This window comes from Hyphomonas sp. CACIAM 19H1 (assembly GCF_003325995.1).
GTDB lineage: Bacteria > Pseudomonadota > Alphaproteobacteria > Caulobacterales > Hyphomonadaceae > Hyphomonas > Hyphomonas polymorpha.
In genome coordinates, this window is sequence record NZ_CP016437.1 from 2,006,842 (window position 1) to 2,024,256 (window position 17,415).

The window sequence follows — 17,415 nt, forward strand, 5'->3', positions numbered from 1 at the left end:
TTTCCTTAGAGAAATCAATCGCCGTTACTGAACGATGATCGTGACTTCCGAGCGGCGGTTCAGCGGCTCGCGAACACCGTCAAGCGTTGCTTTGGCGAGGGCGGTTTCACCTTTACCGTCTTTCGCGATCAGCGTGTTGGCAATGCCGCGCTGGGTCAGAGCGGAAGCAACCACGTCAGCGCGGCGAACCGACAGACGCTGGTTGTAGTCAGCGTTACCCGAGGTGTCGGTGTGACCAACGATGGTCACCGAACCGGCCGAGCAGCCTTCAACCGAACGAATGTTGGCCACAGCCTGATCGATAACTGCCGAAGCCTGGCTCGTCAGATCCGAACGATCCCACTCGAAGTACACCACGAACTCCTGGCTGAGTGCAGAGCACTGCTGGGCCAGCGGCGGGGCGGTCTCTTCCGGCGGAGGCGGCGGAGGAGGCGGCGGGGGCGGCGGCGGAGGAGGCGGGGGCGGCGGCGGCGGGGGCGGCGGCGGAGGTGCCGGCGGCGCAGCGAACGAATAACGCACGCCCAGGGTCGCGGTGTGATCCTGGTAGTCTACGTCATAAGAACCAGCGGTCCCTGCTTTGCCATCAAAGTTGAGGTCTTCAACAGTGAAGTACTTGTAGCCGACGTCCATGGTGAGACGCTCAGACAGCTTGAAGCCGACGCCCAGCAAGCCCTGATAGGCGATGCCGGAAGCTTTGTCGGAGAAGCCGTTTGCTGCGGCGCCAGCCGCAAACGTACGGTTGGATGCTTTTGCATCCACGCGCGCGCCACCAACACCGAGACCGATGTAAGGCTGGATCGAGCCACCTTTGTTGAAGTCGTAAAGGCCATTGACCATCAGGTCAGTGACGCTGGCGTAGCCAGCAGGCGCAGCCGTTGCGCCGGTCAGCGTGCCGTTGATGCCGTTCGGGACATCAAGATCACCGCCGCGCTGGCCGAGCACGCCCTCAAGGCGCAGACCATTGGCGAAGCCATAACCGAGGCCAACGCTGAGGCCGAGGTTTTCGGAAACCGACGAGTCGCCGACCATCGAGCCGTTGAAGGCTGCCGTCGGATCGTGATCAACAGTGCCGTCGAAGGAATACTGGATATCGGCGCGCGAATACCAGCCGTCTTCGGCGTGCGCCGTGGCGCCAGCAGTCGCAAAAGCGGCCGCGGCAGTCGCGCACAACAGAGTTTTCTTCATACTCAATCCCCTTTTGTGTGCCGAATGACGGGATTGTCCTCGGCCGCAGGTTCATAGCGGGTATCAACCGCATGCTTTGGTGTTAAACGTTTTTTCCGCCGTCCGCGAGCATTTTTAGTCCGATTACCCCCGAATGCGGTGGAAATTTTCGCTTACCGAGACCCTTTTGCAACAGGTCACCATAGCCGTCAAACAACGCATTGTTAACGTACGCTGAACGACAAATCACAAACGCCGTGATCCGGGCGTTGGTTCCAGCCCGGAGACAATTTTTTTGATTTTCGGCCGCATTCCACAGCCTCCGCTCGAGAGACCGGATTTCGTGCCAGAAGCAGATTCGCCGCCGAATCAGCCCTGCAGCCGCTTAACGGCTGAGCCACGACTTCTGTTCCGGAAAGAAGGCTGCTGAAGCGGCAGTGATCGAGGATCCACATCAGGCAAAACCATCGGCCGCCTCGCCGCAGAACAGAGACGGGAAATACCCCGCGCAGCGCTAACCCAAACCCGCATACAGGGTCGGCAACCTAAGCGAGAAAGCTGAGCCCCAGATGGTTCGCCGCCCTGCCCGCGACAGAGCAAGGCGCTGGCCAGACGATCCGGCACTTACATCAACAAAACTGGAAGGAAGGGGAGAGATGGTACCGCCTCTCCGGCTTGAACGGAGGACCTCTGGTTCCACAAACCAGCGCTCTAACCAACTGAGCTAAGGCGGCATCTGTTCCGGCGACATACAGCTACCGGAAAAGGGTTTCAAGCAGAGAGAAGCGGCCCGAAGCCTCTCCCCTGCCGAAAAATGATCAAATCTTCACAACCTGGTCGAACTCAAGATCAACCGGGGTACCCCGGCCGAAGATCGAAACGGTAACTTTCAGGCGGCCATGCGCCTCGTCGATTTCCTCGACAGCCCCTTCGAAGCCCTGGAACGGACCATCATTGACCTGAACCTGCTCACCGATCTCGAAGCTGACCTTCGGACGCGGACGCTCGGCCGAGGTATCGGTCGACTTGCCGAGAATGCGGTCAACTTCCTTCTGACGGACCGGCAGCGGCTTTTTCCCGCCTTCAGCACCGAGGAAGCCGGAAACCTTCGGCGTGTCCTTGACGAGGTGATAGATATCGTCGGTCAGCTGGGCCTTCATCAGCACATAGCCGGGGAAGAACCGCTTCTCGACCGTCTTCTTCTTGCCGCGGGCAACCTCGACGACTTCTTCAGTCGGCACTTCGATCTCTTCGATCAGGTGCAGCAGGCCCTTGCGCTCCGCCTGTTCGCGAATCGTGGCGGCCACCTTCTTTTCGAAGTTGGAATAGGCGTGGACAATGTACCACTTGGCATCAGGCATGGGGCGAACGCGCTCCGGAAAGTCTGTTAGCGTCACGGCAGCCATCAGGCGCCGCGTACGAAATTCACGAACAGGGTTATGACTGTATCGGTCAGGAAAAGGAATATCGCGATCAGGATCGACATGATGAGCACGAAAATCGTCGCCTGGATCGTCTCCTGGCGCGAGGTCCACGTCACCTTGTTACCTTCCGCACGCACCTGGCGCAGGAATGTAACCGGTCCAACCCGCTTTTTCTTTTCCTTCTGGTCCTTAACGGCCATGTCACCACTCACTTGAAAGGCGGGCGATTAGCCCTTTTGGGCGCCCGCGTCCACGGCAAATATGCATGGAACTCCTCTTCAGGAGCGCCAACCCGCTGCAGATGTGCGGTGAGTTGCCCTCCGAAACAAGCCCCGCCCTGCCCTAAACCTTGCCGAAAGCCCTGGGTGGCAGGCCGGGCACATCGACTTCCACAGCAAACAGACTGCCAGAGAGTGGGCGTGCGTCCAGCTGCGGGAAGCTGAGCCCGGTTCTGGCCGTCGTGATGAAAAGGGTGCGCATGTCCTGCCCTCCGATGACGCAGCCGGTAGGCAGCGGCGCGGCGAGGATGATGACCTTGTCGAGCATTCCATCCGGCGCAAACCGTGCCACGCGGGACGCGCCATGCAGGCACACCCAGAGGCCCCCTTCGCTGTCAACCGTCGCGCCATAGGGCAGGCCGCCCAGCTCATGCGTAAACGCAAAGGTCCGCCGCCCTGAAAGCGCGCCCGTCTCGGGGTTCACGTCGAAGGCCAGGATTTCCGCCTCGGCACTGTCGCAGGTGTAGAAGGTGCGCCCGTCCGGCGAGAACTGCAGGGTCTTGGTGACCAGCACCGATGGCAGGCGCAGCGGCGCCACCGTCTTGTCGGGGCCATAGCGGTAATAGACCCCGCTCGGGTCGCGCTCGGCCTCGTCCATCGTGCCGAACCAGAAGGAGCCATCCGGCGCCACGCCGCCATCACTGGTGCGGTTGGTGGGCGGTTCATCCGGCAGGGTGCAAAGCCGCTCATAGGCTTCGTTGGCCGGATCAAAGAACCCGATCTCCCGGTCAGCCGCCATCAGCAGATGGCCGCCATACAGCGCCAGGCTGCTGGCCTTCACCGGCAGGTCATAGCGGCGGGTATTGCCGGTCTTGGGATTGTAGCGGTGCAATTTTGCCCGGCGGATATCGACCCACCAGAGGAAGCCCTCGGAGGGGCTCCAAAGCGGCGCCTCGCCCTGCATACAGCCGGTTGGCGCAACGCATTCAGGGGAAAGGATCATGGCGGAGAGACCGTCGCAATGGATGGAAAGGGCGAATTAATCCTCGCCGAGAAGGCCTGCAAGATCGGCAAGTTCAAACAAGCCCTCCCGCAGCGCCTCACTGGCGGAAATTTCATCAACGTCAGCGCCGAGGGCATCCAGGGCGAGGCCATAGGCCTCCCGCAGCGGACCATCAGCCACCAGCAGCACTTCATCGCCGGGATCGTAATGGGCCGCCACATCGGCGCCGATCAGCAGGCCGGCAATCGCCGCCGCCTTGCAGGCAGGGTCAAGCTGACCGGTGAAGATCGCCGCCTCGACCGCAAAGACCGGGGGCGCGTCCTCGGTATCGAGCGCGCGCTCTACCCATTCGCGGAAGACGCGCGGATCGAAGATCTGAGCGGGGCTGTCCTTCAGCGCCAGAGCGCCGGCCGTGAGCAGCAGGTCTCGCAGCTCGGAGGTGATTTCGGTGGAGAGGCCAAGGATGCGGCCATGTTCCAGATCATAGTGGCGGGTGTGGCGGCCGGCGATGCAGACAGCGGCGTGATCTTCGCCGAGCCCCGCAAGAATGGTCTCGGAGCCGCACGAGATATCCGGCGGAGAAAGTTGGCGCAGCCAAGGCACAATCCAGATGCCATCGCGCGCCATCAGGTGACCCGGCAGGGCCATCAGGGGACCAGGAATGGACACGTTGGTGACAGATTGGGACAGAATACCCACATCGCCGGACACGATGACCGGCACGTCCGGCCACGCCCCCAGCCACTCGCTGACATGGAAGCGGATGCGCGAGAGATATTCGGACGCAGCGATTCGCTCCGGCTCGTGCATCACGGCAGAGGACAGGATCTCTCCCTCCTCATCATAGGCCCAGGCCGAGAGCCGGGAGCCTGACCAGTCCAGGCCAATCAGCGCGAGGCTGTCTTTCATCTCAACTGCTTTCCGATGACCGACGCATCTGACGTTTCTCATCCGGTGTGGGCCAGCCAATGCTCCGGCGCAAGACGCAAGATGCCCTATTGCTCTTGCTGCGGCGCAGCGGCGGCCTAAACACGGGGTAGCAGGATCAGCCAGGCGGAGCAGCAGCCATGTCTTCAAACGAGTCCAGACCCGCAGAAGCCGCGCAGGCGCTTCTGAAGCTGGTGGACATCATGGCCCGGCTGCGCACGCCGCAAACCGGCTGCCCCTGGGATCTGGAACAGACCTTCGCGACCATCGCGCCCTATACGATCGAGGAAGCCTATGAGGTGGCCGACGCGATCGAGCGCGGCGACATGAGCGACCTGCGGGAGGAGCTGGGCGACCTGCTGTTCCAGGTGATCTTCCACAGCCGCATGGCCGAGGAGGCCGGGGCCTTTGCGCTGGCCGATGTGGTGGGGGCCATCAATGACAAGATGATTCGCCGCCACCCGCATGTGTTCGTCGCCGCCGATGGCCGGGACGCAGAAGGCCAGACGGTGGCCTGGGAAGAGGTGAAGGCCGCCGAACGCGCGGCGAAAGGCAAGAAGGCGGAGGACACCAGCGCGCTGGCCGGTGTGGCGCTTTCCCTACCCGCCCTGCTGCGCGCCGAAAAGCTGCAGAAGCGGGCGGCGCGGACAGGCTTTGACTGGACAGAGGCCGCCCACATCTTCGACAAGCTGGAGGAGGAGACCGCCGAAGTGAAAGAGGCGATGGCCAGCGGGGACGCAGACGCCATCGAAGACGAGATCGGCGACCTCTTGTTCGTGGCCGCCAATCTCGCCCGCCGGCTATCGGTTGACCCAGAACAGGCCCTGCGCCGGGCAAACGCAAAGTTCGAACGCCGCTTCCGTGCCATGGAGGCGGCAGCGGCAGAGGCGAGCGTGGACTTTGCGTCGCTCAGCCTGGAGGAACAGGAAGCTTACTGGCAGAGCGTGAAAAAGGCAGAGCGGGGGTAAACGGGCCTACGATTGCTCCAGCGACGCGCTCGCCGCCAGCTCGGGAAACTCTGCGCGGAACTGGCCGAGGCGTTCAGACGAGACACGGACAGAAACTTCCGTACCGCCATCGTCGAGCTGGTTTTCCGCGGTGACTTCGCCATGCTGATGCAGCCAGGCGCGCGCCTTGCCATCTGCAGGGCTGAGCGTGAGGCGGATTTCCGTCCGCCCCCGGAGGAGTGATTTCTCGATCAATTCCAGCAGGCCGTCGACGCCCTCGCCCGTGAGCGCGGAAACAGCGGCTGCAGGCGGATCATCCGTGATCGCCGCAAGCGCGCACAGGGATTCGGCCCGCTCCGGCGAGAGCGCATCCATCTTGTTCCAGGCTTCAATCATCGGCGGCAACGGCAGGCCGGATTCGGTTTCCAGCCGCTCCAGCACCAGCGCCACATCTTCGGCTTGCTCCATATCCGACGCGCTGGCGCGGTCACGCACATGCACCAGCAGGTCCGCCTGCAGCGACTCTTCAAGCGTCGCCTGGAAACTGTCGATCAGGTGGGTGGGCAGATCGGTGATGAAGCCGACGGTATCGATCAGCGCGGCTTCGCCCAAGGTGGGCAAATCCAGCCGGCGGATGGTCGGGTCGAGCGTGGCGAAGGGCATGTCCTTGGCGAACACATCGGCCCCGGTCAGCCGGTTGAACAGGGTAGACTTGCCAGAGTTCGTATACCCGACGAGCGCAATGACAGGTTTGCCGGAGCGCCGGCGCCCTGCCCTCTGCACTTCGCGGGTGCGCTTTACGTCATCCAGATCACGCCGCAGACGGACGATCTTGTCGTCCAGCATCCGGCGGTCTGCCTCAAGCTGGCTTTCGCCGGGACCGGAGAGGAAGCCCCCGCCGCCGCGCTGGCGCTCAAGGTGGGTCCAGGTGCGCACGAGACGTGAGCGCTCGTAAAGCAGGCGCGCAAGTTCCACCTGCAGGCGGCCCTCTTTGGTGCGCGCGCGCAGACCGAAGATTTCGAGGATCAGGCCAGTCCGGTCGATCACCTTCACGCCGAGGCGCTTTTCAAGGTTGCGCTGCTGAACGGGGGTCAGCGAGGCGTCGATGACGGCGAGCGTGGCGTTCGTCTCGGCAATGTCATTCGCCATGCGGTCAAGCAGGCCGCCCGACAGCAGGAAGGAAGAATTCACTTCACGGACATGATCAGGCCGGATGAAGCCCAGCTCACAACCAAGGGCTTCGACGAGACCGGCGGTTTCGGACAAACGGTCCGGACCCGGCCGGTCCCTCGGTGTGAACCACGGGATCACGACGCCGGCAATTTCCGGCGCCGGAAGGCGGTCAATCAGTTTTTCAGTCAAACGGGATCAGTCTCCGTCCATTTCCTCATCGAAGAGCTGGACCGGCGCGCTGGGCGCGATGGTCGAGATGGCATGCTTGTAGACCAGCTGCGGCGGGCGTCCGTCACCCCGGAGGAGGATGCAGAAATTGTCAAACCATGTGACAACACCCTGAAGCTTTACACCGTTGACGAGGAAGACGGTGAGCGGGGTGCGCGATTTGCGGACGGCGTTGAGGAAAGTGTCCTGGAGGTTTTGCTTCTTATCGGCGGACATCAGTTTTTTCTTTCTTGTTTTTTGTTGTCTTATCCTGCGCAGCTAATGTCATTGTTTACCCTGCGCAAGGGTGTTCCCCCTTTACCCCCGCCAGAAGCTCAGGGAAAGGGCCGGTAACACGGTCAGAATTTCAACCCTGCCCAAAACCATGGCAATACTAAGCAATATTTGACCCACCGGACCCAGATTGTCTGTAGCCTGCCCAATCAGCCCGCCGGAGCTGGTCAGCGCGCCGATGGAGAGCCGAATCGACTCCTCGAAAGGCACGTTGAGGAAGGCCAGCACCGCGATCACCGAGAAGACCGCCCCCGCATAGACGATGAAATACACCCACACGCCGATGACGCTGCGCTCGTCCAGCTCGCGGTCGCGGAAGCGGAAGCTGAGGATCGAGCGGCGATAGCCGAGCTGGCGGAACTCCTGCCCGGCACGCTGACCCAGCACGATAAAGCGGGCAATCTTGATCCCGCCCGCCGCCGAGAGGGCAGAGCCCCCGATCAGCGCAGGCAGCACGGCAAGCGTCAGCGGGATCTCCGCGTCGCGCGCCCCGGCCGAGAGCGGGATACCGGACGTCGACAGGCTGGACAGGGACCAGCCGAGGCCATTCATCATCGACACGCCGAGCGGAAGGGTTGCGGCGGCAAAGATCAGCATCAACAGCAAAAAGACCACCGTCTCCGGGTCCGTGATCGCGGAACGCACAGCGCCGATACGCAAGGGCAGCCACACAGCCAGGCCCAGCGCGCCGATGGCCAGGCCAACGGCCAATATGAAGCTCGCCACCGGATTGGGCGGCAGGAAGGTTTCCGCATCCGGCAGAACAAGGCCGGTAGAGATCACACTGACCGCATCAGCCAGCGCCCGCACAGGCGGCACGCCCGCCATCAACAGCAGCAGCAGGATGAAGCTGACCGAAATGCCCAGCATCAGGCCGACGCCGGCGCAGATGCGGGGCATGGCATCGAAATAGCTGGCGTCCGGAACGGTGAACAGCACCGTGCGGTGAACGCCGGGGCCGCCGAGATTGATCGCCGCGAACACGCCGGCTGCCATCACGACGGCCGCATAGGTGCCCAGCAGGTGCAGGATGCCGCGCCAGTAAAGCAGGCTGATGGGCCAGGAGGCTTCGGAAAAGCCCAGAATGGAATGCCCCGTGGTGGTGAGACAGGAAGCTGCCTCGAACAACGCGACCGCAACGGAGTTGTTGGCCACGCCGAACACGAAGGGCATGGCTGCTGCCACCGGCGAGAGAAACCACCAGAGCAGCACAACGGCCAGGGCATCTGACGGGCGCGCGCGGCGGGATGGCTTTGGCGCCAGCAGCAGAACGCTGGACGCGAAAACCGAAATGCCGAGCGCGGTAGCGCCGAAGGAAATGATCTGCTGGGTTTCGCCCATCGCCCAGGCCAGCAGCGCCGCCGACGCCGCGCAGCCTGCCAGGATAAGCATCAGCAGGCCAAGAACACGGACGACCGACGAATAATTCATGGATCAGAAATAATCCGGGTTAACCCGGAAGAACTTTTCGACCGTGCGCACCATCTCGGCCTCATAGAAGACGATGAGATGATCTTCCGGGCGCACGGTCACGTCTTCATCGGCCATGATGATCTGGTTGCCGCGCACCACGGCGGCCGCCGTCATGCCTTCGGGAAGATCATCATAGCCGAGCGGCTTGCCGATCAGCGAAGAGGTTTCCAGCGTGATGCCCTCGGCCACTTCCGCCATGCCGTCTTCCAGCGATTGCAGGTTGAGGATACGGCCCCGGCGCATGCGCATGAGGATCTGTGAAACAGTCAGAGCGCGCGGGTCGAGCACGGTGTCCACCCGCATGTCGGAGGCAAGGCCGGCAAGTTCGGGCGAATTGATGAGGGCAAGCGCCCGTTTGGCACCGGCGCGCTTGGCGAGGTTGGAGATCAGGAGGTTGGCCTTGTCATCATCGGTAATGGCGATGACGAAATCCGCCCGGTCCACCCCGCCTTCGGCGAGAATGTCCGGGTTCAGACCATCGCCCTGGATGACGATGGAGCGCTTGACGGCGGCCACGGCCTTGTTGGCGCGCTCGCCGTCCCGCTCGATCAGGCGGACGCGGATATGGCTTTCCTTCTCCAGCATCTTGGCCACATGCAGGCCGACATTGCCGCCGCCCACAATGACGACGTGATCGAGACGGCTCTGCTCGGTGTTGAAGATGGAGGTGAGGCGGCTGGCATGGGCATCGAAAACCGCGATATAGGCGCGGTCGCCGGGCTTTAGCACATCCTTGCCGCGCGGGGCGTGAACCGCGTCGCCCCGGCCGATGCCGATGATGCGGGCGGAAAGATCCGGGAACAGACCTTTGAATTGGTCAACCGCCACATCGATCAGCGGATTGTCGGCGCGCAGCTCGAAGCCGAGCAGCTTGATCTGCCCACCGGCGAAATTCGCGCTCATGATCGTGCCGGGCGTGCGGAACCGCTGGAGGATGGCGTCGCCCACTTCAGCCTCCGGCGAGATCACCATGTCGATGGGCAGGCCCTCGCGGGAGAAGATGTTCTTCCAGGCCGGCTCCAGATAGGACCGGTCGCGCACGCGGGCGATCTTGAAGGGCACCGAGAACAGCGTGTGGGCGATCTGGCAGATCACCATGTTGATTTCGTCGAAATGCGTGACGGCGATGATCATCTCGCAGTCTGCCGCGCGGGCGCGCTTGAGCACATCAGGATGCGCCGCATGACCGACAATCCCCCGCACATCCAGGTCAATGGACACCTGATCCACAAGATCGGCGCTTTCGTCGATAATGGTGATCTCGTGCTTTTCCCGGGCAAGGCGGCGGGCAATGCCCTGCCCTACCCGCCCGGCGCCGCAGATCAGAACGTGCATATCTTCAAGCCTTCAGCGTCTGGCTCAGGAATCCTGACGAACGCCCGTCGATATCCCCAAAGCCTTTAATTTTCGGTGCAGTGCTGACCGCTCCATACCGATGAACTCGGCAGTTCGCGAGATATTTCCGTTAAAACGGGTGATCTGCAGGGTAAGATATTCCCGCTCGAACTGCTCGCGTGCGTCGCGCAGGGAAAGGCCAACCAGCTCTGCAGAGCCCGCCTTGGCCGCCGGAGAGGGCCCCCGTCCCTGATCACGCGGCAACTCGTCCACGCTGATCGGCCGGGCGGAATCGGCGGGCGACAGGATGAGGATACGCTCCACCAGGTTGCGCAGCTGGCGGATATTGCCCGGCCATTCCATCGACTGGAGCACGGCGAGCGCTTCCTGGGTAAAGCTGCGATAGGTGAGGCCGGACGTTTCGGCGATGCGCTCGCAGAAATAGTTGGCGAGTTCCACGATATCGTCCCGCCGCTCCGACAGGGAGGGCACGCGCAGCGGCACGACGCTGAGGCGGTAGAACAGGTCTTCGCGGAAATTGCCGGCGTCGATTTCGGCCTTGAGGTCTTTCGTCGTCGCCGCCATCACGCGGACATCGACCGTCACATCAGACCGGCCGCCCACACGCTGGAAACGCTGCTCGGTCAGCACACGAAGGATCTTGTTCTGTGTGCCGATGGGCATGTCAGCCACTTCATCCAGCAGCAGCGTGCCCGTATGCGCGCGCTCGAACAGGCCGACACGGACGGTGCGCCCCTGCTGGTCCTCTTCGCCGAAGAGGGCGATCTCCATCTGGTCGGGCGCAATCGTGGCGGCGTTCACCACCACAAACGGCCCATCGGCCCGGGCGGAGTTCTTGTGGATGAGACGGGCGGCGAGCTCCTTGCCGACCCCGGCCGGACCGGAAATCAGAACCCGGGAATTGGTCGGCGCGACCTTGTCCAGCGAGGCGCGCAGGGCAGCGGCGGCCTGGCTGTTGCCGATCCAGCGCTCCTCATCGCCCGTGCGGTTGCGCAGTGCGGCGTTCTCATAGCGCAGGGCGGCGGCCTCAATGGCGCGCTCCACCACCAGCATCAGCCGGTCTGCCTTGATCGGCTTCTCGATGAAATCGAACGCGCCGCGCCGGATGGCGGCGATGGCCGTTTCGATATTGCCGTGGCCGCTGATGACGATGACCGGGAGGATCGGGTCGATCGACTTCAGATATTTCAGCACGGAAAGACCATCCATGCCGCTGCCCTGAAGCCAGACATCAAGGATCACGAGCCGGGGCGTGCGCGAGCGCACTTCCTCCAGCGCGCGTTCGGCCGTGTCGGCAGTACGCACGGCGTAGCCCTCGTCGCCGAGGACGCCAGCCATCAGTTCACGGATATCGGGCTCATCATCAACTACCAGGATGTCGAGTGCCATGCACGTCTCTCCTCTACAAATTCAACGGGTAGGGCACGCGGCCTTCGGCGCCTGCCTCTTCTATCGACATGTCTTCAAACTGCATCGCCAGCGCGCCATTTTCCGGCAGCAGCACGCGCACACGGGCGCCGCGCAGGCCGTCAGGACGGTTCTGCAGGGAAATTGAGCCACCATGATCGACGATGATGCGGTTCACGATGGCAAGGCCAAGCCCCGTGCCCTTCTCGCGCGTCGTCACATAGGGCTCCAGCAGGCGGTTGCGCACCTCGGCCGGGAAGCCGGGGCCGTTGTCCTCGATGATGATCTCCAGACCGCGCGCATCCTTCTGCAGGATGATACGGATATTGCCGGACACATCATCTCCCACCGACTGCCCTTCGATGGCCTCGGCGGCGTTCTTCAGGAGGTTTCCGAAAGCCTGGCCCAGCAGGCGCTCATCCCCCAGGAAGGGCGCGGTTTCGAGATCTGTATCCATCTCGATTTCGATGTCGGGCGACACGACGGTCTGCGAGAAGATCGCCCCCTGCAGCAGCGGGCGCATGTCAAACGGCGCCACGCTCGGCTTGGGCATCCGGGCGAAGGAAGAGAACTCCTCCACCATGTGTGCGATGTCATCCACCTTGCGCAGGATCGTCTCGATACAGCGATCAAACACGCCATCGGGATCATCGATCTTCGGGCCATAACGGCGCTTCAGACGCTCCGTAGACAGCATGATCGGCGTCAGCGGATTGCGGATCTCATGGGCAATGCGGCGCGCCACGTCTCGCCAGGCCAGCTGGCGCTGGGCATTCACGAGGCGGGTCGTGTCGTCGAAGGTGATCACGCAGCCGCCCTCCGGCCCCATGGCCGTCTTGAGGCGAATATTGCGGGTCTCGCCGCCCACGGTGATGTCCAGCGTGGCGTCCACCGGTGCGTCCCGCTCGATCGTGTCGCGCACATAGCGTTCAAATTGCGGGGCCACGTCCGACAGCGGCACGCCTTCCATCTGTCCCGTGAGGCCCAGTAGTTCCGCCGCCGACCGGTTGGCCAGGCTGATAAGGCCATCGGGACCCACGCGCATGACCCCGGCGCCCAGTTCTGCCAGCAGGGTCTCGACGAAGCGGCGGCGGTCTTCCTCATCGTTCCGGGCACGGATGAGGTCTTCCCGCTGCGTGGCGAGCTGTTCGGTCATCGCGTTGAAGGAATGCGCCAGGGCGTGCAGTTCATCGACTGGCCCGGTGACCGGCACGCGCACGCTGAGATCGCCGTCGCGCACGGTATGCGCCGCCGATGCCAGGCGTCCGATGGGCCCGGTGACCCGGCCCGCCGCCTCAAGCCCCAAACGCCCCGCCAGCAGCAGCACAAGACCGGCAATCTGGGCATAGCCGATCACGAAGATCAGCTGCAGCCGCCCGCCGCTGCGCTTGGCGGCGTAGTATTCTTCCAGCGCCGCTTCCGCTTCGCGCAGCGAGCGCGCCGCGTTCCGGTCGAATACCTTCACGGCATAGATGTACCCATCCGTGGGCGCCGAAATGCGGATCAGCGCGGTGGCAATGCCGCGCGCCTCGTAAAGTGTGGTTGCCACCGAGCCCTGATCGGCCTCGACATAGGCAGATTTGGGCGGCAGCAGCAGGATCGGCTCCTGAACGCTCGCCTCGGCCACAAGGTCTACCCCGTCGGCGCCGAGAATGGCGATGGTCAGGAATTCCCGGCTGGCCAGTTCCGAGCGCAGCCCGTCAAAGAAGGTGGCCGAAGCATAATCATAAATCGCCCCGTCGCCGTCTTCGGTGGGCGGGGCGATTTCGAGACTCTTGTCCACCTGCCGCGCGAAGCTCTCCACATCCATGGCCGCCAGGCGCATGTCGGAATCGAAGGTGGCCTGGAAGTTTTCCACATAGGTGCGGAAGATTTCCGCATTCTGCTCCATCAGATGATCGACGCGCTCCCCCAGCCAGCGGTCGAGGCCGCGGGTGATGAAGGTACCCATGAAGACCGCAACCACCATGGCCGGAATCAGCGCCGAGAAGCCGAACAGCAGCACGAAGCGGCGGGCGAGCTTGCCGCTGCCATCTTCCTTGCCGACACGGATCTGCAGGTATTCCCGCGTCACGATGATGGCGAGGACGGTCAGGAGGATGAAGTTCAGCCCCAGCAGCCAGGGGGTGGCGCCGGCGGTCGGGTCGTCGGGAACAACGCCGGAAATGGCAATGAAGGTCGCAAACACCGCGACCAGGGCCGCGATGATGAAAAGCCCTTCAAACAGGGCCCAGCTTGCCTTGTTGGCCTGTGAGTTAGCTGTGGTCGACACTCAGTTCCGGTTCTGTTGGGGCCCCGCCCCGTTGCAAACGGGACACACTATCAGTGTCCCGCCCGCAACAGTGGTGCACTAAAGCCACAGATCAGTGTGTCGTCAATCAGTCTTCTGCAATGCCGAGGGCGTTGATCTTGGCCCGCAATGTGTTGCGGTTCATGCCAAGGAGCTGCGCCGCGCGAACCTTGTTTCCGGAGGTAACTGACAGAGCGAGCCGGATCAGCGGGCGCTCAACACGGTTAACAACCGATTCGTGGACATTGGAGTCTTCACCCTCACCGCCAGAGACGAGATCGCCCATTACATAGCGGTGCAGCAGGCCCTCGATCTCAGCCTCAAAGCCGAGGCTCGCGCCGGTCTGCTCGGCCACGCCCATCCGCATCTCGCGCTCGACATCCATCACCGTGATGACCGAATCGGAGCTGAGCACAGCCAGGCGCAGGACGAGGTTCTCCAGTTCGCGGACGTTGCCGGGCCAGTCATAGGCGGCCATCAGGTCCAGCGCCGACTTGTCGAAGGTGCGGGCGGCCAGGCCCTGACGCTGGGCGCGGATCAGGAAGGCCCGGGCAAGCTCGGGAATATCCTCCTTGCGCTGGCGCAGCGGCGGAATGGAGAGGCGCATCACATTGAGGCGGTAATAAAGGTCTTCCCGGAATTTGCCGTCTTCCACGAGCCGGCCAAGGTTGCGCCGGGTGGACGCGATCAGGCGGGCGCCGCCGGGTTCGCGCAGCAGCTTCACAAGCTGGGCCTGCGCTTCGGCTGGCAGGTCGCCGATCTCATCGAGATACAGCGTGCCGCCCTTCATGTGGACGGCGCCGCCATTGCCATCAGTGCCGAAGAGTTCGCGGTTGATTTCGGCAGGCGGCATGGCCGCAAGGTCGAGCGCCACGAACTGGCCGCGCTTGGACTGGCCAAGCTGGTGGATGGCGCGGGCGGCGAGTTCCTTGCCGGTGCCGCTTTCGCCCTCGATCAGCACGGTGAGATCGGTATTCATCACCTTGGCGATCAGGCGGTAGACTTCCTGCATCGCGTCTGACCGGCCGATCAGCGGCAGCCCGGCATCGGCGACCGCCTTCTGGGCGTCGGGATGGATTGCCCGCTCCGGCGCCGGGGCCGCCTTCAGCGCGCGGCGGACAAGGCTGGAGAGGACATCGATGTCGAACGGCTTGGGAAGATAATCGAACGCCCCATGCTCGGCAGCCGAGGCCGCAGTGAGGATGGTGTTCTGGCCGCTCATCACGATGAAGGGCAGGTCTGGCCGGGCCAGCTTCATGGAGGGCAGGAGATCGAAGATCGACGTGTCGCCGAGATAGACGTCCGTGACGACGACATCCCCTTCCCCGTTGCGGACCCAGCGCTGCAGCGCATCGGGCGAGCTGGTGGCCCGCACCTCATACCCGGCGGAAACCAGGGTCTGGTTCACGACGAGCCGGATACTGGCATCGTCTTCTGCGAGGAGTACGGTCTTGTCAGCCATGAGATTTTAAGCCTCCGAAAGCGGCAACAGGATGGTGAAGCGGGTAGCGCCGGGCTGGCTGTCGACGCGGATCTGCCCGCCATGGGCATTGATGACCTCGCTGACGATGGAGAGGCCGAGGCCCCGCCCGCCGGATTTGGTGGACTGGAACACATCAAAGATCGTGGCCTGATGCTCGCGCGGGATGCCCTGGCCATTGTCCTCGATGGAGATCAGCATGGCGCGGCGCAGGCCTGAACCGAGGCGCGCCTGCCGCATGGCGAGGCCAGCGGCATAGGCGGTGCGCAACACCACCTCGCCCTTGCGGCCGCCTTCGGAGGCAGCTTCGGCGGCATTGCGGACGATGTTCTGGAAGGCCTGCTGCAGATGGTCAGGATCGCACATCATATCCGGCAGCGAGGGGTCAAAGTCGCGGCGGTATTCCACCCGCGCGCCCATGGCCGCGCGCTCGGACGCGATCACCTTGTCCAGCAGCGCATGGACATTGCAGGACTGCATCCGGGGGGCAGAGAACAGCTCGAACGCGGACAGGCGGTTGACCAGACGCTCGATCCGCCGGGCTTCGTCCTTGATGATATCCAGCAGTTCGGACTGGCCGGGATGGGCCTGACGCTCCAGCAGCTGGGCGGCGCCGATGATGCCGGCCAACGGGTTTTTCACCTCATGGCCAAGGATACGCCCGAAGCCAGCGGCCCCGGCAACGCCCTCGCCGGAATCGCGCGAGGGTGCCTCGGAAAGCGCCAGGATGAAATTGCCGCCTTCGACCGTGCGCAGGCGCACATCGCAGATCGTGCGCATCTGCATAGACGGGCCGGAGACCGGCGTGGACGGCGCGGTGATTTCGGCGGGGTCGCGCTCGGCCCGGTCGATCAGTTCGAACAGGATGGAATCGTGGAAGACAACCTCGCTGAGCGGCCGGCCGACGAGGGCGCGGCGCGACAGCTTGAACAGGTCTTCTGCAGCGGGGTTCACATTTGCGACGCGGCGGCGCTGGTCAATGTGCAGCAGCGCAATGGGGGAGAGATCGGCGAGGCCTGAGGGCCGCTCACCTGTCAACGTACTCATAACTATACTGCCTTTTCCAGCGTCTGGCCGAGATAGACTTTCCGCAGCGCGGCGATCAGCTCTCCGGCGTCCCCAATACGGCAGAGATCAGCGCGCAACTGCCGGCGCTCGGCAGCCGGCAGATCGGTTTCGAGTTCGTCGATGGCGGCAGAGACATGCTTGCGCACCATCTTGAGGCCAAGGCTGGCCCCATAAAGATCAAGGGAATCAGAGATCTGCTCACACAGGCTGGCGAGCTGTTCGCCGAGGCCCGGTTTGCGCCAGGCGCGCCCCTCAAGGGCAGCCGCCACCGAGCCCAGCAGCCAGGGTCGGCCCATGGCCGCGCGCCCGATCATCACGCCATGCGCGCCGCTCTGGCGCAGCGCCTCTTTCGCAGAGGCCAGATCGCAGATGTCGCCATTGACGATCACCGGCAGGCTGACCGCTTCAACAGCCGGGCGGACGGCGGCCCAGTTGGCCGCGCCTGTGTAGAACTGGCAGCGTGTGCGGCCATGGACGGTGAGCATCTGCACGCCCTTGGCTTCTGCCATGCAGGCGAGTTCGGGGGCGTTGTGGTTGTCGTCGTCCCAGCCAAGGCGCATCTTGAGGGTGACCGGGCGGGCGCCTGCGCCCTGAAGGGCGGCGTCGATGATCTCCCCCGCCAGCGGCAGATCCCGCATCAGGGCGGAGCCGGACTGGCCGCCAGTCACCTGTTTGGAAGGGCACCCCATATTGATGTCGATCACATCAACGCCCGCTTTGGCCATCAGCACGGCGCCGGCGAGCATATCCTCGGGGCGGCGGGCAGCGAGCTGGACGATCCAGGGGCCTTCGCCTTCATGGCGGCAGGTGCGGCGGACCACATCCGGGCGGGCCTGGGCCAGGGTTTCCCCGGCGACCATTTCCGACACGACCGCCGGGGCGCCGAAATGCACCGCCTGCCGCCGCATGGGGGCGTCGGTTGCGCCAGACATTGGCGCCAGCCAGACCCGAGGTGCCTTAAAATTGGTCATATCCTTTTCTTTC

The 17,415-nt window shown here is 63.5% G+C and carries 15 protein-coding genes and 1 tRNA gene; 1 reads left to right on the forward strand and 15 read right to left on the reverse strand.

Annotated features, from left to right (window positions below):
• Window positions 1–24: 24 nt before the first annotated feature.
• The 6 genes from BBF93_RS09405 to BBF93_RS09430 form a co-directional block, all read right to left on the reverse strand.
• Window positions 25–1,185 carry an OmpA family protein gene (locus BBF93_RS09405; protein WP_114105733.1) on the reverse strand — a complete coding sequence of 387 codons (1,161 nt, stop codon included), beginning with the start codon at window positions 1,183–1,185 and terminating at the stop codon, window positions 25–27.
• Window positions 1,186–1,821: 636 nt separating this feature from the next.
• A tRNA-His gene (locus BBF93_RS09410) sits at window positions 1,822–1,898 on the reverse strand.
• 84 nt (window positions 1,899–1,982) lie between these two features.
• Window positions 1,983–2,525 carry a transcription termination/antitermination protein NusG gene (gene nusG, locus BBF93_RS09415; RefSeq protein ID WP_035597054.1) on the reverse strand — a complete coding sequence of 181 codons (543 nt, stop codon included), beginning with the start codon at window positions 2,523–2,525 and terminating at the stop codon, window positions 1,983–1,985.
• A gap of 44 nt (window positions 2,526–2,569) precedes the next feature.
• A complete protein-coding gene (secE, locus tag BBF93_RS09420; protein WP_035597051.1) occupies window positions 2,570–2,788 on the reverse strand; it encodes a preprotein translocase subunit SecE in 219 nt (72 codons plus the stop codon).
• A gap of 142 nt (window positions 2,789–2,930) precedes the next feature.
• A complete protein-coding gene (locus BBF93_RS09425) occupies window positions 2,931–3,809 on the reverse strand; it encodes an SMP-30/gluconolactonase/LRE family protein (RefSeq protein ID WP_035597048.1) in 879 nt (292 codons plus the stop codon).
• A gap of 36 nt (window positions 3,810–3,845) precedes the next feature.
• Complete coding sequence (locus tag BBF93_RS09430; protein WP_162786492.1) at window positions 3,846–4,718, reverse strand: 2-dehydro-3-deoxygalactonokinase; 873 nt, start codon at window positions 4,716–4,718, stop codon at window positions 3,846–3,848.
• A gap of 158 nt (window positions 4,719–4,876) precedes the next feature.
• On the opposite strand from BBF93_RS09430, the gene mazG reads away from it, so the two are divergent.
• Complete coding sequence (gene mazG / locus BBF93_RS09435) at window positions 4,877–5,704, forward strand: nucleoside triphosphate pyrophosphohydrolase (protein ID WP_035597042.1); 828 nt, start codon at window positions 4,877–4,879, stop codon at window positions 5,702–5,704.
• 6 nt (window positions 5,705–5,710) lie between these two features.
• Here mazG and hflX read toward each other — a convergent pair whose 3' ends face one another.
• The 9 genes from hflX to BBF93_RS09480 form a co-directional block, all read right to left on the reverse strand.
• Window positions 5,711–7,045, reverse strand: coding sequence for a GTPase HflX (gene hflX / locus BBF93_RS09440; protein WP_035597039.1), 1,335 nt, complete (start codon window positions 7,043–7,045; stop codon window positions 5,711–5,713).
• A gap of 6 nt (window positions 7,046–7,051) precedes the next feature.
• A complete protein-coding gene (gene hfq / locus BBF93_RS09445; RefSeq protein ID WP_035597036.1) occupies window positions 7,052–7,300 on the reverse strand; it encodes an RNA chaperone Hfq in 249 nt (82 codons plus the stop codon).
• Between the two features lie 81 nt (window positions 7,301–7,381).
• A complete protein-coding gene (locus tag BBF93_RS09450) occupies window positions 7,382–8,788 on the reverse strand; it encodes a potassium transporter TrkG (RefSeq protein WP_035597033.1) in 1,407 nt (468 codons plus the stop codon).
• A gap of 3 nt (window positions 8,789–8,791) precedes the next feature.
• Entirely contained in the window at window positions 8,792–10,165 is a 1,374-nt protein-coding gene (gene trkA, locus BBF93_RS09455; protein WP_035597030.1) for a Trk system potassium transporter TrkA, read from the reverse strand.
• A gap of 24 nt (window positions 10,166–10,189) precedes the next feature.
• Window positions 10,190–11,575 carry a sigma-54 dependent transcriptional regulator gene (locus BBF93_RS09460; RefSeq protein WP_035597027.1) on the reverse strand — a complete coding sequence of 462 codons (1,386 nt, stop codon included), beginning with the start codon at window positions 11,573–11,575 and terminating at the stop codon, window positions 10,190–10,192.
• Between the two features lie 13 nt (window positions 11,576–11,588).
• Entirely contained in the window at window positions 11,589–13,865 is a 2,277-nt protein-coding gene (locus BBF93_RS09465) for an ATP-binding protein (protein ID WP_114105735.1), read from the reverse strand.
• A 106-nt stretch (window positions 13,866–13,971) separates the two neighbouring features.
• Window positions 13,972–15,345 (reverse strand): sigma-54 dependent transcriptional regulator, encoded by a 1,374-nt coding sequence (locus tag BBF93_RS09470; protein ID WP_035597025.1) that lies wholly within the window; start codon window positions 15,343–15,345, stop codon window positions 13,972–13,974.
• 6 nt (window positions 15,346–15,351) lie between these two features.
• Window positions 15,352–16,410, reverse strand: a complete 1,059-nt coding sequence (locus tag BBF93_RS09475) for a nitrogen regulation protein NR(II) (protein WP_035597022.1) — start codon at window positions 16,408–16,410, stop codon at window positions 15,352–15,354.
• 2 nt (window positions 16,411–16,412) lie between these two features.
• Entirely contained in the window at window positions 16,413–17,402 is a 990-nt protein-coding gene (locus BBF93_RS09480) for a tRNA-dihydrouridine synthase (protein ID WP_233349331.1), read from the reverse strand.
• Between the last annotated feature and the right edge of the window lie 13 nt (window positions 17,403–17,415).

Bases quoted from the DNA above. Each gene is read 5' to 3' on its own strand.
- BBF93_RS09405 (WP_114105733.1), bottom strand. From the start codon at position 1,185: ATGAAGAAAACTCTGTTGTGCGCGACTGCCGCGGCCGCTTTTGCGACT.
- nusG (WP_035597054.1), bottom strand. From the start codon at position 2,525: ATGCCTGATGCCAAGTGGTACATTGTCCACGCCTATTCCAACTTCGAA.
- secE (WP_035597051.1), bottom strand. From the start codon at position 2,788: ATGGCCGTTAAGGACCAGAAGGAAAAGAAAAAGCGGGTTGGACCGGTT.
- BBF93_RS09425 (WP_035597048.1), bottom strand. From the start codon at position 3,809: ATGATCCTTTCCCCTGAATGCGTTGCGCCAACCGGCTGTATGCAGGGC.
- BBF93_RS09430 (WP_162786492.1), bottom strand. From the start codon at position 4,718: ATGAAAGACAGCCTCGCGCTGATTGGCCTGGACTGGTCAGGCTCCCGG.
- mazG (WP_035597042.1), top strand. From the start codon at position 4,877: ATGTCTTCAAACGAGTCCAGACCCGCAGAAGCCGCGCAGGCGCTTCTG.
- hfq (WP_035597036.1), bottom strand. From the start codon at position 7,300: ATGTCCGCCGATAAGAAGCAAAACCTCCAGGACACTTTCCTCAACGCC.
- BBF93_RS09450 (WP_035597033.1), bottom strand. From the start codon at position 8,788: ATGAATTATTCGTCGGTCGTCCGTGTTCTTGGCCTGCTGATGCTTATC.
- trkA (WP_035597030.1), bottom strand. From the start codon at position 10,165: ATGCACGTTCTGATCTGCGGCGCCGGGCGGGTAGGGCAGGGCATTGCC.
- BBF93_RS09460 (WP_035597027.1), bottom strand. From the start codon at position 11,575: ATGGCACTCGACATCCTGGTAGTTGATGATGAGCCCGATATCCGTGAA.
- BBF93_RS09470 (WP_035597025.1), bottom strand. From the start codon at position 15,345: ATGGCTGACAAGACCGTACTCCTCGCAGAAGACGATGCCAGTATCCGG.
- BBF93_RS09475 (WP_035597022.1), bottom strand. From the start codon at position 16,410: ATGAGTACGTTGACAGGTGAGCGGCCCTCAGGCCTCGCCGATCTCTCC.
- BBF93_RS09480 (WP_233349331.1), bottom strand. From the start codon at position 17,402: ATGACCAATTTTAAGGCACCTCGGGTCTGGCTGGCGCCAATGTCTGGC.